Genomic DNA, 15216 nt, shown 5'->3' with positions numbered 1-15216 from the left:
TCCTCGGGCTCAACGCCCGCGTTCCTGCAACCACGCCTGCGCGGCGGCTCGTGCACGCTGGTCAGCTGCCAGCACCGCATCGAGCGATTCGACTGGCGAGCGCGCCTCGCGGTTCAGCACGTCGTCGATGATAACCGGGATATCGGTGAAGCGGATGCGTCGCTCAAGGAACGCCGCAACGGCCACTTCGTTCGCCGCATTGAGCATCGCCGGCACGCTCCCCCCGGCTTCTGCCGCCTGACGCGCCAGCCGCAGACAGGGAAATCGCTGCTCATCCGGTGCAGAAAAGTCCAGGCGGGCAATGGAAAACAGATCCAGCGGAGAAACGCCGGAATCGATCCGTTGCGGCCAGGCCAGCGCATGGGCGATGGGGGTGCGCATATCGGGATTGCCCAACTGGGCCAACACCGAACCATCGACGTAATCCACCAGGGAATGGATCACGCTCTGCGGATGGATCACCACCTCGACCTTCGAGGGCTGCGCGTCGAACAACCAACAAGCCTCGATCAGCTCCAGGCCCTTGTTCATCATGCTCGCCGAATCGACGGAGATTTTCCGCCCCATCGACCAGTTGGGGTGAGCACAGGCCTGCTCGGGCGATACATCGACCAACTGCTCCAGCGGTGTCTCGCGGAAGGGACCGCCCGAAGCGGTCAGCAGGATGCGCCGAACGCCAACCTCGCCGAGACCGCGAGCGTAGTCCGCCGGCATGCACTGGAAGATCGCGTTGTGCTCGCTGTCGATCGGCAGCAGGACGGCGCCACTGGCACGCACGGCGTTCATGAACAGCGCGCCGGACATCACCAGCGCTTCCTTGTTGGCCAGCAGCACACGCTTGCCGGCTTCGACCGCCGCCAGCGTGGGCTTCAGGCCGGCGGCACCGACAATAGCCGCCATCACCGCATCCACTTCGGGATGGGCGGAAATCTCGCAGAGACCGGCTTCGCCAGCCAGCACGCGAGCATCGAGGCCGGCAGCATTCAGGCGATCTTGCAAGGCACGCGCCTGCTCGAGCTCAGGCACCACGGCAAAGCGTGGACGGTGGCGCAGGCACAGCGTTTCAAGCTCAGCCAGACGAGAGAAGCCACTGAGCGCGAAAACGCGATAACGGTCCGGGTGACGCCCGATGACATCGAGGGTGCTGAGGCCGATCGAGCCGGTTGCCCCCAGCACGGAAATCCACTGCGGATGACTCACGGCGTACCCCAACCCACGGCCCAGAGCAGCGCCGTGAAGACCGGAATGGCTGCGGTCAAGCTGTCGATGCGGTCCAGCACACCGCCATGGCCCGGCAGCAGGTTACTGCTGTCCTTGAGGCCCGACTGGCGCTTGAACATGCTCTCGGTGAGGTCGCCGATGACCGACAGGGCTACCACGATGGCCGTACAGGGCAGGGCCAGCAGCAGCTCACGGACGGTCCAGTCACGGTAGATGGAGACAGCGACGGTGATCACCAGGCACAGCGCCATGCCGCCAAAGAAACCTTCCCAGCTCTTGCCCGGGCTGACGCGCGGGGCCAGCTTGCGCTTGCCGAAAGCCTTGCCGGAGAAGTAGGCGCCGATATCCGCAGCCCAGACCAGCACCATCACGGCGACGATCAGCCAGTTGGAGAGCGGCCACTGCTTGAGCAGGACCAGGCCCTGCCAGGCCGGGAGGAGGATCAGCAGGCCGATCAACAGGCGGCGCCAGCGGCCACCCCAGCTCGACGCGCTATCCGGATAGGTCAGCACCATGACGATAGCCAGAGCCCACCAGAGCAGGGCCAGCACCAGCACGGCCCCCGCCAGCTGCGGCAACCAGGCCAGCACCAGCATCAGCGCAGCGACCACAGCGGCATAGCCGATACGGGCGGGCTGCTCGTTGTAACCGGCCAGACGCGCCCATTCCCAGGCGCCAAGACTCACCACCAGACCGATGAACAGCGAGAACGCCGCACCGTCGAGCAGGAAGAAACCACCCAGCGCGATCGGCAACAGGATCAGCGCCGTGATGATTCGTTGTTTCAACATGACGGGGGTGCCTCGGCCTCGACCTGCTCACTGGTCTTGCCGAAGCGGCGCTGACGAGAGGCGAAGTCCTGCAACGCAGCCTGCATGGCTTCGTGCTTGAAGTCGGGCCAGTAGAGATCGGAGAAATACAGCTCGGCGTAAGCCAGCTGCCAGAGAAGGAAGTTGCTGATGCGGTGCTCGCCACCTGTGCGGATGCACAGGTCGGGCAGCGGCTGGTCACCGGTGGAGAGGCAACCCTGAATCAGCTCCGGGGTGATCTCCTCCGCCGCCAGGTGGCCGGCCTGCACTTCACGGGCGAGACGCTGGGCCGCCTGGGTGATATCCCACTGGCCGCCGTAGTTCGCCGCCACCTGCAGCAGCATGCTGCTGCCACCGGCGGTGAGCGCCTCGGCCTCGCGCATCGCCGCCTGCAATTCCGGGGCGAAGCGACTGCGGTCGCCGATGATGCGCAGGCGGATACCATTGGCACTGAGCTTGCGCACCTCACGGCGCAGGGCCATGAGGAAAAGCTCCATCAGCGCGCCGACCTCATCGGCCGGGCGCTGCCAGTTCTCGCTGGAGAAGGCGAACAGCGTCAGCACTTCGACGCCCGCCTCGGCGCAGGTCTTGATCACTGCACGAACGGCGTCCACGCCGGCCTTGTGCCCGGCAACGCCAGGCATGAAGCGTTTCTTCGCCCAGCGATTGTTACCATCCATGATGATCGCCACGTGCCGGGGCACGGGCGTCACCTGCTTGGTCTTTTCCATGACGAAAGCCCGGCCGTCAGACGGCCATCAGGTCCGCTTCCTTGGCCTCGAGGGCCTTTTCGATCTCGGCGACGAACTTGTCGGTGATCTTCTGCACGTCGTCACCGGCGCGGCGCTCTTCATCCTCGCTGATTTCCTTCTCTTTCTGCAGGTCTTTCAGCTGTGCCAGCGCATCGCGACGGATATTGCGCACGGATACGCGAGCCTGCTCCGCCTCGGCGCGAGCCTGCTTGGTGAAGCCCTTGCGGGTCTCCTCGGTCAGGGCTGGCATCGGGACGCGGATGGTAGTACCGGCAGTGGCCGGATTCAGGCCCAGGTCGGAGGTCATGATGGCCTTTTCGACCGCCTGGATCATGCTCTTGTCGAAGACGCTCAGAGCCAGGGTACGGGAATCTTCCACGGTGACGTTGGCTACCTGACGCAGCGGAGTGTCGGAACCGTAGTAGGACACCATCACGCTATCCAGGATGCTCGGGTGTGCACGGCCGGTACGAATCTTGGCGAAGGCATGGCCCAGGGCTTCCAGGGTTTTGCCCATACGATCCTGCGCTTCCTTCTTGATCTCGTTGATCATCTCAATCCTCCTCGATCAGGGTGCCTTCAGCACCACCTACAACAATATTCAGCAGCGCGCCGGGCTTGTTCATATTGAACACACGCAGCGGCATTTTCTGGTCCCGGCACAGGCAGATGGCGGTAAGGTCCATCACACCCAGCTTGCGATCGAGCACTTCGTCGTACGTCAGACGTTCGAATTTCTCGGCATTCGGGTCCTTGAACGGGTCGGCAGTGTACACGCCGTCCACCTTGGTCGCCTTCAGTACTACGTCAGCATCTATTTCGATGGCGCGCAGGCAGGCGGCGGAGTCGGTGGTGAAGAACGGGTTGCCGGTACCGGCGGAGAAGATCACCACTTCGCCACTCTTCAGGTGGCGCATGGCCTTGCGGCGGTCGTAGTGATCGGTCACGCCGACCATGGAAATGGCGGACATGACGATGGCGGTGATATTGGAGCGCTCCAGGGCGTCACGCATGGCCAGGCCGTTCATCACGGTGGCGAGCATACCCATGTGGTCGCCGGTGACACGATCCATGCCGGCTGCGGACAGCGCCGCGCCACGGAACAGGTTGCCGCCACCGATAACCAGGCCGACCTGCACGCCGATTCCGACGAGCTGACCGATCTCCAGCGCCATGCGGTCCAGCACCTTGGGATCGATGCCGAACTCCTCGGAGCCCATCAGGGCTTCGCCGCTCAGTTTTAGAAGAATGCGTTTATAGCGAGGTTGACGAGCGCTCAGCTGCTGAGCCATGACCTTTTTCTCCTGCGGCGATTGAATGCTGTGCGCCTTGTGGGCGCCTGGTGGAAAGCTTGGACCAGCCAGCCTTACGGCGCCTTTAAACCCGCCTTGCGGGCCTGCGCCGTGGAAACCGCCCCTTTTGGTTTCCCCAGTTTGGCAAAGAGGCCGCGCGCGTTAGCGGGCAGCCTCTTGCGGGGCGACAGTCGTGAGACTGTCTATTACTGCTTGGAAGCGGCTACTTGAGCAGCAACCTCGGCAGCAAAGTCAGCTTCGACTTTCTCGATGCCTTCGCCTACTTCATAACGAATGAAGGAAACGATTTCAGCGCCGGCTTTCTTGGCCAGGTCGCCGACCTTGACTTCCGGATCCTTGACGAACGCTTGCTCGACCAGGCTGGCCTCGGCCAGGAACTTCGAGATACGGCCTTTGACCATGTTCTCGACGATGTTTTCCGGCTTGCCAGCGATCTTGTCGGCGTTCAGAGCGAGGAAGATTTCCTTCTCTTTGGCGATGGCTTCTTCGGAAACCTGCGACGGATTCAGGAACTGCGGGTTGCTGGCAGCGATGTGCATGGCGATGTCGCGAGCCAGTTCAGCGTTGCCGCCCTTCAGGGTGACCAGAACGCCGATGCGGTGGCCGTGCAGGTAGGCGCCAACCACGTCACCTTCGGCGCGAGCCAGACGACGGATGTTGACGTTTTCACCGCACTTGGCGACCAGAGCTTCACGGGCCGGCTCTTGCTCGGCGATCAGCGGAGCAGCGTCGGTCAGCTTCTGGGCAACAGCCTTGTCCAGGCTGGCAGCCACGAAGTTCTTGAAGTCGTCCTGCAGGGCCAGGAAGTCGGTCTGCGAGTTGACTTCGATGATGGTGGCGGCCTTGTTGTCGTCAGCCACTTTAACGGCGATGGAGCCTTCGGCGGCGATGTTGCCGGCCTTCTTGGCTGCCTTGATGGCGCCGGAAGCGCGCATGTCGTCGATGGCTTTCTCGATATCGCCTTCGGCGGCTACCAGTGCTTTCTTGCACTCCATCATGCCCTGGCCGGTACGCTCACGCAGTTCCTTGACCAGTGCTGCAGTAATTTCTGCCATTTCGAAATCCTCTTGAGTTGCTCTCAAAACCAGATCGCCCGGCTGCCCGGGCGGAATTTACAAGGTGGCAAAAAGGGGGCCTAGCCCCCTTTCCGCGCACCGCAGGACGTCTGGACGTCCTGGAATCAGCCTTCGGCGGATTCGGCCGGCGCTTCTTCTACGAACTCGTCAGCAGTCACGCCACCGGCGTTCTTGCCACGCAGTACGGCTTCGGCCATGGAGCCCAGGTACAGTTGTACGGCGCGGATGGCGTCGTCGTTACCCGGGATAACATAGTCAACACCTTCCGGGCTGCTGTTGGTATCGACGACGCCGATAACCGGGATGCCCAGCTTGTTGGCTTCGGTGATAGCAATGCGCTCGTGGTCAACGTCGATCACGAACAGAGCGTCCGGCAGGCCGCCCATGTCCTTGATGCCGCCCAGGCTGCGATCCAGTTTTTCCAGATCACGGCTGCGCATCAGGGCTTCTTTCTTGGTCAGCTTGGCGAAAGTACCGTCCTGGGACTGAACTTCCAGCTCGCGCAGACGCTTGATCGACTGACGGATGGTCTTGTAGTTGGTGAGCATGCCGCCCAGCCAACGGTGGTCGACGTACGGCATACCGCAACGGGCGGCTTCTTCGCGAACGATCTTGCCGGCGGAACGCTTGGTGCCGACGAACAGGATCTTGTTCTTGCCCTGTGCCAGGCGCTCAACGAAGGTCAGGGCCTCGTTGAACATCGGCAGGGTTTTTTCGAGGTTGATGATGTGGATCTTGTTGCGCGCGCCGAAAATGAACTTGCCCATTTTCGGGTTCCAGTAACGGGTCTGGTGGCCGAAGTGCACACCGGCCTTCAGCATATCGCGCATGTTGACTTGGGACATGATAGTTCCTCGATAAGTCGGGTTAGGCCTCCATGCATCCCAACGGCCAACCCTTCGACTGTGTCGAAAGGCACCCAGGCCATCGTGTCGATGCATGTGTGGGTTAATGCTCGGGAATGGCCGTAGCCTCCAGAGCGGGGCGCTTTATACCACAACCTCGACCAGAACAAAACCCGAAAGGACGCCTGGCATCTCCCCCGCGACCTCATCCGACTACCCCGACGGACGCTCCGCCCTTAATAGAAGGACGCCAAATCTGATAGACTTGCGTATTCCTCTCATTTACCCGCGCGTACGCAGCGCCTGAAGAGAAGTCGCATGACCGTCACCATCAAGACGCCCGAAGACATCGAGAAAATGCGCGTCGCCGGCCGTCTGGCCGCCGAAGTGCTGGAAATGATCGGCGAGCACGTCAAGCCCGGTGTCACCACCGACGAGCTGGACCGCCTCTGCCACGACTACATCGTCAACGTGCAGAAAGCTATTCCCGCACCGCTCAACTACAAGGGCTTCCCCAAGTCCATCTGCACCTCGATCAACCACGTGGTGTGTCACGGCATTCCCAACGAGAAGCCGCTCAAGGAAGGCGACATCGTCAACATCGATGTCACCGTGATCAAGGACGGCTACCACGGCGACACCAGCAAGATGTTTTCGGTTGGCAAGACACCGGAATGGGCTGACCGCCTGTGCCAGATCACCCAGGAATGCATGTACAAGGGCATCGCGCTGGTCAAGCCAGGCGCGCGCCTGGGCGATGTGGGCGAAGTGATCCAGAAGTACGCCGAGAAGAACGGCTTCTCCGTGGTGCGCGAATATTGCGGCCACGGCATCGGCAAGGTGTTCCACGAGGAGCCTCAGGTGCTGCACTACGGCCGCGCCGGCACCGGCCTGGAGCTCAAGGAAGGCATGATTTTCACCATCGAGCCGATGATCAACCAGGGCCGCCCGGAAACCCGCCTGCTGGGCGACGGCTGGACCGCCATCACCAAGGACCGCAAGCTGTCTGCGCAGTGGGAGCACACGGTGCTGGTCACCGCCGATGGTTACGAAATCCTGACCCTGCGCAACGACGAAAGCTTCCCGCGCACCTCGGCCTGAGGAGCGGTTTGCAATCTCGCCGACGGCTGGGTAGAACATACAAATCCCGGCCCGGCACAGCCATCGGGCCTGTCGCCATGTGCGCAGGCCCGGTTGCCCTCTAGCCCCTGCCCTCCCCTAAGCCATTGATCAGGAAGGCCGCCATGCCGCAGGTGGATCCCGAGTTGTTCGACCGTGGGCAGTTCCAGGCGGAACTGGCCCTCAAATCCAGCCCCATCGCCGCCTTCAAGAAGGCCATTCGCCAGGCCAACGAGGTGCTCGACGCCCGCTTCAACGGCGGCCGCGACATCCGCCGGCTGATCGAGGATCGCGCCTGGTTCGTCGACCAGATCCTGCAGCAGGCCTGGAACCGCTTCGACTGGGGCGACGACGCCGACATCGCGCTGGTCGCCGTGGGCGGCTACGGACGCGGCGAGCTGCACCCGCACTCGGACATCGACCTGCTGATCCTGCTCGACAGCGAGGACCAGGAGAGCTTCCGCGAGCCCATCGAAGGCTTCCTCACCCTGCTCTGGGACATCGGCCTGGAGGTCGGCCAGAGCGTGCGCTCGGTGGCCGAATGCGCCGAGGAAGCGCGCGCCGACCTGACCGTGGTCACCAACCTGATGGAGTGCCGGACCATCTCCGGCCCGGACAGCCTGCGCCAGCGCATGCTCGAAGCCACCAGCGCGAAGCAGATGTGGCCCAGTGGCCAGTTCTACCTGGCCAAGCGCAAGGAACAGATTCACCGCCACACCAAATACAACGACACCGAATACAACCTCGAGCCCAACGTGAAGGGCTCGCCCGGCGGCCTGCGCGACGTCCAGACATTACTCTGGGTCGCCCGCCGCCACTTCGGCAGCCTCAACCTGCATGCCCTGGTGCGAGAAGGTTTCCTGGTCGAAAGCGAATGCGCGGTGCTTGCCTCCAGCCAGGAGTTCCTCTGGAAGGTCCGCTACGCCCTGCATATGCTCGCCGGCCGCGCCGAAGACCGCCTGCTGTTCGACCACCAACGGCGCATCGCCGGGCTGCTCGGCTACGAAGGCAACGACGCCAAGCTGGCCGTCGAACGTTTCATGCAGAAGTACTACCGCGTGGTGATGGCCGTTTCCGAGCTCAACGACCTGATCATGCAGCACTTCGAGGAAGTGATCCTGCGTGCAGGGGAGAACGGCCAGATCCAACCGCTCAACAGCCGCTTCCAGCTGCGCGACGGCTACCTGGAAGTCACCCACGCCAACGTCTTCAAGCGCACCCCGTTCGCCCTGCTGGAAATCTTCGTCCTGCTGGCCCAGCACCCGGAGATCAAGGGCGTGCGCGCCGATACGATCCGCCTGCTGCGCGACAGCCGGCACCTGATCGACGACGACTTCCGCCACGACATCCGCAACACCAGCCTGTTCATCGAGCTGTTCAAGTGCCAGGAAGGCATCCACCGCAACCTGCGGCGGATGAACCGCTACGGCATCCTCGGCCGCTACCTGCCGGAGTTCGGGCTGATCGTCGGGCAGATGCAGCACGACCTGTTCCACATCTATACGGTGGACGCGCACACCCTCAATCTGATCAAGCACCTGCGCAAGCTGCGCCGTCCGGACATGGCGGAAAAGTACCCGCTGGCCAGCAAGATCATGGAGCGCCTGCCCAAGCCCGAGCTGATCTACATTGCCGGCCTCTACCACGACATCGCCAAGGGCCGCGGCGGCGACCACTCGGAACTGGGCGCGGTGGACGCCGAGCACTTCTGCCAGCGTCACCAGTTGCCGCCATGGGACACCAATCTGGTGTCCTGGCTGGTGCAGAACCACCTGATCATGTCCACCACGGCCCAGCGCAAGGACCTCTCCGACCCGCAGGTGATCTACGACTTCGCCCAACTGATGGGCAACCAGACCTACCTGGACTACCTCTACGTGCTCACCGTGGCCGACATCAACGCCACCAACCCGACGCTGTGGAACTCCTGGCGTGCCAGCCTGCTGCGCCAGCTCTACACCGAGACCAAGCGCGCGCTGCGCCGCGGCCTGGAAAACCCGGTGGACCGCGAGGAGCAGATTCGCCAGACGCAGAGCGCGGCAATCGACATCCTGGTACGCGGCGGCATCGACCAGGACGACGCCGAACAACTCTGGAGCCAACTGGGCGACGACTACTTCCTGCGCCACAGCGCCGCCGACGTGGCCTGGCACACCGAAGCGATTCTCCAGCACCCGGACGACGGCACCCCGCTGGTGCTGATCAAGGAAACCGCCCAGCGCGAGTTCGAGGGCGGCACGCAGATATTCATCTATGCCGGTGACCAGCACGACTTCTTCGCCGTGACCGTGGCAGCCATGGACCAGCTCAACCTGAACATTCAGGACGCGCGGATCATCACCTCCACCAGCCTGTTCACCCTCGACACCTACATTGTGCTCGACGCCGATGGCGGCTCGATCGGCAACAATCCCAGCCGAGTCGAGGAAATTCGCCAAGGCCTGGTCAACGCCCTGAAGGACCCGGACGAGTATCCGACCATCATCCAGCGCCGCGTCCCGCGCCAGCTCAAGCACTTTGCATTCAACCCGCAGGTGACCATCTCCACCGACGCGGCCCGCCAGGTCAGCGTGCTGGAAGTGATAGCGCCAGACCGCCCCGGCCTGCTGGCGCGCATCGGCGGGCTGTTCCTGGACTTCGACCTGTCGGTGCAGAACGCCAAGATCGCCACCCTGGGCGAGCGCGTGGAGGACGTGTTCTTCGTCACCGATGCGCACAACCAGCCGCTCTCCGACCCGGAGCTGTGCAAGCGCATCCAGACCGCGCTGGTGGATATTCTCTCGGACGGCGGCCAGCCGAGCATGCCGGTCCGCATCAGTATCTAGTCCCTATTTTTGTAAGCATCAGAACGAAAGAGCCTTGCCATGAACCCTGCCCTCGACTCGCTCCAGCCCTACCCCTTCGAGAAGCTCCGCGCCCTGCTGGCTGGCGCCCAGCCGCCGGCTGAGCTGAAGCCCATCGCGCTGTCCATCGGCGAGCCCAAGCACCGCTCGCCGGAGTTCGTCGCCAAGGCCCTGGCCGACAGCCTCGACCAACTGGCCGTGTACCCCACCACCTTGGGCATTCCCGCGCTGCGCGAAGCCATTGCCGACTGGTGCGAGCGCCGCTTCAAGGTGCCCGCCGGCTGGCTCGACGCTGCGCGCCACGTGCTGCCAGTGAACGGCACCCGCGAAGCGCTGTTCGCCTTCACCCAGACCGTGGTCGACCGCAACGCCAAGGGCCTGGTGATCAGCCCGAACCCGTTCTACCAGATCTACGAAGGCGCAGCCCTGCTGGCCGGCGCCGAGCCGCACTACCTGCCGTGCCTGGAAGACAACGGCTTCAATCCGGACTTCGATGCCGTGCCGGCGGACGTCTGGGCGCGCTGCCAGATTCTCTTCCTCTGCTCGCCGGGCAACCCCACCGGGGCGCTGGTACCGCTGGAAACCCTGAAGAAGCTGATCGCCCTGGCCGACGAGCACGACTTCGTGATCGCCGCCGACGAGTGCTACAGCGAGCTGTACTTCGACGAGCAGAACCCGCCGGCCGGCCTGCTGACCGCCTGCGCCGAATTGGGCCGCGCGGACTTCAAGCGCTGCGTGGTATTCCACAGCCTGTCCAAGCGCTCCAACCTGCCTGGCCTGCGTTCGGGCTTCGTCGCCGGCGACGCCGACGTACTGAAGAAATTCCTCCTGTACCGCACCTACCACGGCTGCGCCATGCCGGTTCAGACCCAACTGGCCAGCGTCGCGGCCTGGAAGGACGAAGACCACGTGCGCGCCAACCGCGACCTGTACCGCGAGAAATTCGACGCGGTGCTGGACATCCTCGGCGGCGTACTCGACGTGCAGCGCCCGGATGGCAGTTTCTACCTGTGGGCAAAGACCCCGGTGGCGGACACCGAGTTCTGCCGTGCTCTGTTCGATCAGCAGCACGTCACCGTGGTACCGGGCTCCTACCTGTCCCGCGAAGTGAACGGCGAGAACCCCGGCGCCAACCGCGTGCGCATGGCGCTGGTGGCTCCGCTGGCCGAGTGCGTTGAAGCGGCCGAGCGCATCAAGCGTTACGTGCAGAACCTGCAAGTCTGATAGCTGTAGGAGCGAGCTTGCTCGCGAACAGAGCGATCCGGCAGCTCCAGAGCCCAGCGGTTCGCGAGCAAGCTCGCTCCTACAAGAGCACCATTACACCCAGCGCCCCGCCTTGCTGGTGACCCAGGCTTCCTGGCTATCCAGCTCGCCCAGCACCTCGCGCATGGTCTCGTCGTCGATCTCGTGCTCCCGGCGCATGCGATACAACTCCAGCCGCTGCGCCCGCAGCGCCTTGATGCGCAGAGCCTGATCGGCCAGCTCCAGGCCCCGGGCACGCTCGCGGGCTTCCTGGGTATCAGGCGCCGGGTCCAGTTCATGGCGGTACTCGGCCATCAGCCGCGCCTTCACCTCCGCCAGCCGGGCCGCTTCGTCAGCATCCGCGCCATCGCGAGCAGGCATTTCCTCCCCCTCCAGCATGTGGATGGCCGCCGCTGCGGTCTTGCGCCAGACCGACTGCACCTCGCGCTCGCGCTGATCATTGCTGGCCGCTGGCAGCCCCCGAAGCAGGATGGGCAGGCCGATGGTGGCGGCGATCAGCGACACCAGGATCACCCCCGTGGCAATGAAGATGATCAGGTCGCGCTGCGGGAACGCCGAACCATCGAGCAACAGCAAGGGCACCGAAAGTACACCCGCCAGGGTCACCGCCCCGCGCACCCCACCCAGCGCCGAGATCGCCGACAGCCGCAGCACCGGCTCGCCGGATCGGCCGCCCAGCTCGATCCCCCACCACTGCTCGAAGCGCACGGACACCTTCCAGTAGCACCAGACCCAGCCGAAGCGCAGCAGGAGCAGCACGGCAAACACCGCCAGCACGTAGAACAGCAGCAGCGACGAGCGCCACATCACGTCATCGGCATGGTGGGAGACCGATTTCAGGATGTCCGGCAACTGCAGGCCCAGCAGCAGGAACACCACGCCGTTGAAGGCGAACTCCAGCATCGACCAGACGCTGCGATTGAGCAGGCGGGTGTTGGTTTGCCGTGGCAGCAGGTCGGTCCAGCTCTGCATCATGCCGGCCGCCACCGCCGCCAGGATGCCGGAGACGCCCAGCTCCTCGGCGATCATGTAGCAGGCAAAGGGCAACAGCAGCATCAGCACCACGTGGGTCGCCGGATCATCCCAGCCGCGGCGGATCATCCAGGCGCGAATCCGCCCCAGCAGCCAACTGATGAACACACCACAGGCCAGCCCGCCGATCGCCACCAGCAGGAAGCTCAGGCTGGCATCCATCAGCGAGAAGGTGCCGGTCATGGCCGCCGCGATGGCGAACTTGAACGCCACCAGGCCGGAAGCGTCGTTCATCAGTGCCTCGCCCTGCAGCACGTGCATCAGGCGCCTGGGCAGGCGGTCCTGGGCGATGGCCGATACCGCCAGCGCATCGGTCGGCGATAGCACCGCCGCCAGGGCGAAGGCCGCCGCCCAGGGAATCTCGGGGATCAGCAGGTGGATGAAGACGCCGCCGCCGAGCACGGTGAACAGCACCAGGGCGAAGGCCAGGGTGAGGATCGGCCAGCGCATCTTCCAGAACTCGCCCTTGGGCATGCGCCAGCCATCGGCGAACAGCAGTGGCGGGATGAACAGGAACATGAACAGCTCGGGGTCCAAGCCAACATGCAACCCCAGGCTCGGCCAGGCCAGAGCGGCACCGGCGACGATCTGGATCAAGGGCAGCGGCAGCGGGATCAGCTGCGCGGCGAGTCGGGTTCCCCCCACGACCAGCAGCAGGATCAATACGGTGTAAACGGTTTGCATCGACGAACTCCAGCACAACCATCCATTGAAGCACCTGGTGCAGGCCGGATCAGCCCCGCATCGGGCAAAAAACTGTTGCAATACGCCGGCCTCCCGGCGGCGTCCCGCAAGGCGCTGGGAAATGGCATAATCCCGCGCCTGAAAAAAGCATCGAAAAGGAGTAGCGCCCCGTGAGTGAGCGGACGCTGTATGGAATCAAAGCCTGCGACACCATGAAGAAGGCCCGTACCTGGCTGGAAGAACATGGCGTCGACTACGCCTTCCACGACTACAAGACTAGCGGAATAGACCGCGCGCACCTGGAGCAATGGTGCAACGAGCATGGCTGGGAGATCGTCCTGAATCGCGCCGGCACCACTTTTCGCAAGCTCGACGACGCACAGAAGGCCGATATCGACCAGGCCAAGGCCATCGAACTGATGGTCGCGCAGCCGTCGATGATCAAACGTCCGGTGCTCGACCTGGGTGATCGCACTCTGGTCGGCTTCAAGCCCGACCTCTACGCCGCCGCCCTGGCCTGAGTCGCAAGACGATGAGCATCGCCTGGGCCCTGTTCCTCCCCGCCTGCTTCGCCCTGAACCTGGCGCCGGGACCGAACAACCTGCTGTCGCTGAACAATGCCGCACGCTTCGGTCTGCTGCGCGCCACCCTCGCGGGCGGCGGCCGGCTGGTAGCCTTCGCCGGCATGCTGGCCTTCGCCGCCTCCGGCCTGGCGCTGGTGCTGCAGGCCTCGGCCTGGCTGTTCCTGGCGATCAAGCTGGTGGGCGCCGGTTACCTGCTGTGGCTGGCCGTGCAACTGTGGCGCGCGCCGACAGCGGACCTGTCCGTCGATGGCGCCCCGGCTACCGCCACCAGCCTGTGGCGCCTGGCCCGCCAGGAGTTCTGGGTAGCCGCCGGCAATCCCAAGGCGATCCTCATCTTCACCGCTTTCCTGCCGCAGTTCGTCGACCCGCGTCAGGCCGTGGGCGCCCAGGTCGCCCAACTCGGCGCAGCCTTCCTGCTTCTGGAATGGCTGGCCATCGCCCTTTACGGGCTCGCCGGGGTCCGCCTCGGCAAGCTGCTCGCCGGCGCACGCGCCCGGCGCCTGTTCAACCGTGGTTGTGCCGCGCTGCTGGGCAGCGCCGGGCTGGGCCTGCTGCTCAGCCGCCGTCCGGCCTGACCGAATCCGTTATTCGAGAATCTCTTTCAAGGAATCCCCACATGTCGAAATCCCTGTTCAGCATCGCTTTCGGTGTCGGCACCCAGAACCGCCAGGGCAACTGGCTGGAAGTTTTCTACGCGCAGCCGCTGCTCAACCCCAGCGCCGAACTGGTCGCTGCCATCGCCCCGCTGCTGGCCTATGAAGGCGGCAACCAGGCGATTGCCTTCACCGCTCACCAGGCCTACCAGTTGGCCGACGCCGTCGAGACCGTGGACGCCGCCCAGGCCGCCCTGCTGAACCGCCTGGCCGAGAGCCAGAAGCCGCTGGTCGCCACCCTGCTGGCCGAAGACGCCGCCCCCAGCTCCACCCCGGAGGCGTACCTGAAGCTGCACCTGCTGTCCCACCGCCTGGTCAAGCCGCACGGCCTGAACCTGACCGGCATCTTCCCGCTGCTGCCGAACGTGGCCTGGACCAACCAGGGCGCCGTCGACCTCGCCGAGCTGGCCGAGCTGCAACTGGAAGCGCGCCTGAAGGGCAAGCTGCTGGAAGTCTTCTCCGTCGACAAATTCCCGAAGATGACCGACTACGTGGTTCCGGCTGGCGTGCGCATCGCCGACACCGCCCGCGTGCGCCTGGGCGCCTACATTGGTGAAGGCACCACCGTGATGCACGAAGGCTTCGTCAACTTCAATGCCGGCACCCAGGGCCCGGGCATGATCGAAGGCCGCGTGTCCGCTGGCGTGTTCGTCGGCAAGGGTTCCGACCTGGGCGGCGGCTGCTCCACCATGGGCACCCTGTCCGGCGGCGGCAACATCGTCATCAGCGTCGGCGAAGGCTGCCTGATCGGCGCGAACGCCGGCATCGGCATCCCGCTGGGCGACCGCAACATCGTCGAAGCCGGCCTTTACGTCACCGCCGGCACCAAGATCGCCGTGCTGGACGACCAGAATGCCCTGGTAAAAGTGGTCAAGGGCCGCGACCTGGCCGGCCAGGCTGACCTGCTGTTCCGCCGCAACTCCCAGACCGGCGCGGTCGAGTGCAAGACCAACAAGACTGCCATCGAGCTGAACGAGGCGCTGCACGCGCACAACTAAGCTGGGCGCCCCGCTCGCGCGGGG

General features: G+C 64.3%; 14 protein-coding genes. 6 read left to right on the top strand and 8 right to left on the bottom strand.

The genetic code is table 11. The features are described from left to right. Positions 1-9 precede the first annotated feature (9 nt). The 7 genes from ispC to rpsB all read right to left on the bottom strand — a co-directional run bounded on the left by ispC (position 10) and on the right by rpsB (position 6016). A complete protein-coding gene (gene ispC / locus ACNFH5_RS16385; protein WP_416747669.1) occupies positions 10-1200 on the bottom strand; it encodes a 1-deoxy-D-xylulose-5-phosphate reductoisomerase in 1191 nt (396 codons plus the stop codon). Further along, positions 1197-2012 carry a phosphatidate cytidylyltransferase gene (locus ACNFH5_RS16380; protein WP_416747667.1) on the bottom strand — a complete coding sequence of 272 codons (816 nt, stop codon included), beginning with the start codon at positions 2010-2012 and terminating at the stop codon, positions 1197-1199. The genes ispC and ACNFH5_RS16380 overlap by 4 nt, the downstream gene beginning before the upstream one ends. Continuing rightward, positions 2006-2761: a polyprenyl diphosphate synthase gene (gene uppS / locus ACNFH5_RS16375; RefSeq protein ID WP_416747665.1), complete on the bottom strand. Its 756-nt coding sequence runs from the start codon at positions 2759-2761 to the stop codon at positions 2006-2008. The genes ACNFH5_RS16380 and uppS overlap by 7 nt, the downstream gene beginning before the upstream one ends. 16 nt (positions 2762-2777) lie before the next feature. After that, positions 2778-3335, bottom strand: a complete 558-nt coding sequence (frr, locus tag ACNFH5_RS16370) for a ribosome recycling factor (protein WP_045210004.1) — start codon at positions 3333-3335, stop codon at positions 2778-2780. A gap of 1 nt (position 3336) precedes the next feature. Then, entirely contained in the window at positions 3337-4074 is a 738-nt protein-coding gene (gene pyrH, locus ACNFH5_RS16365) for a UMP kinase (RefSeq protein ID WP_017521181.1), read from the bottom strand. 206 nt (positions 4075-4280) lie between these two features. Then, positions 4281-5150, bottom strand: coding sequence for a translation elongation factor Ts (tsf, locus tag ACNFH5_RS16360; RefSeq protein ID WP_416747662.1), 870 nt, complete (start codon positions 5148-5150; stop codon positions 4281-4283). Positions 5151-5275: 125 nt separating this feature from the next. Continuing rightward, positions 5276-6016 carry a 30S ribosomal protein S2 gene (gene rpsB / locus ACNFH5_RS16355; RefSeq protein WP_054908326.1) on the bottom strand — a complete coding sequence of 247 codons (741 nt, stop codon included), beginning with the start codon at positions 6014-6016 and terminating at the stop codon, positions 5276-5278. Positions 6017-6319: 303 nt separating this feature from the next. Here rpsB and map point away from each other — a divergent pair, with 303 nt between their 5' ends. The 3 genes from map to dapC all read left to right on the top strand — a co-directional run bounded on the left by map (position 6320) and on the right by dapC (position 11202). Beyond that, positions 6320-7117 (top strand): type I methionyl aminopeptidase, encoded by a 798-nt coding sequence (gene map / locus ACNFH5_RS16350; RefSeq protein ID WP_416748080.1) that lies wholly within the window; start codon positions 6320-6322, stop codon positions 7115-7117. Between the two features lie 143 nt (positions 7118-7260). Then, complete coding sequence (locus ACNFH5_RS16345; protein ID WP_416747660.1) at positions 7261-9960, top strand: [protein-PII] uridylyltransferase; 2700 nt, start codon at positions 7261-7263, stop codon at positions 9958-9960. A 39-nt stretch (positions 9961-9999) separates the two neighbouring features. Then, positions 10000-11202, top strand: a complete 1203-nt coding sequence (gene dapC / locus ACNFH5_RS16340; RefSeq protein WP_416747658.1) for a succinyldiaminopimelate transaminase — start codon at positions 10000-10002, stop codon at positions 11200-11202. A gap of 93 nt (positions 11203-11295) precedes the next feature. Here dapC and ACNFH5_RS16335 read toward each other — a convergent pair whose 3' ends face one another. Then, a complete protein-coding gene (locus tag ACNFH5_RS16335; RefSeq protein WP_416747656.1) occupies positions 11296-12957 on the bottom strand; it encodes a Na+/H+ antiporter in 1662 nt (553 codons plus the stop codon). Between the two features lie 170 nt (positions 12958-13127). On the opposite strand from ACNFH5_RS16335, the gene ACNFH5_RS16330 reads away from it, so the two are divergent. The 3 genes from ACNFH5_RS16330 to dapD are packed head-to-tail and all read left to right on the top strand — an operon-like array spanning position 13128 to position 15192. Further along, positions 13128-13478 carry an ArsC family reductase gene (locus ACNFH5_RS16330; protein WP_205339634.1) on the top strand — a complete coding sequence of 117 codons (351 nt, stop codon included), beginning with the start codon at positions 13128-13130 and terminating at the stop codon, positions 13476-13478. Between the two features lie 11 nt (positions 13479-13489). After that, positions 13490-14116, top strand: coding sequence for a LysE family translocator (locus ACNFH5_RS16325; RefSeq protein ID WP_416747653.1), 627 nt, complete (start codon positions 13490-13492; stop codon positions 14114-14116). A 41-nt stretch (positions 14117-14157) separates the two neighbouring features. Next, positions 14158-15192 carry a 2,3,4,5-tetrahydropyridine-2,6-dicarboxylate N-succinyltransferase gene (dapD, locus tag ACNFH5_RS16320; RefSeq protein WP_416747651.1) on the top strand — a complete coding sequence of 345 codons (1035 nt, stop codon included), beginning with the start codon at positions 14158-14160 and terminating at the stop codon, positions 15190-15192. Positions 15193-15216 lie beyond the last annotated feature (24 nt).

The organism is Pseudomonas sp. NY15435 (assembly GCF_048068295.1).
Taxonomy (GTDB): domain Bacteria; phylum Pseudomonadota; class Gammaproteobacteria; order Pseudomonadales; family Pseudomonadaceae; genus Pseudomonas.
This window is presented reverse-complemented; position numbering and strand designations above follow the sequence as displayed.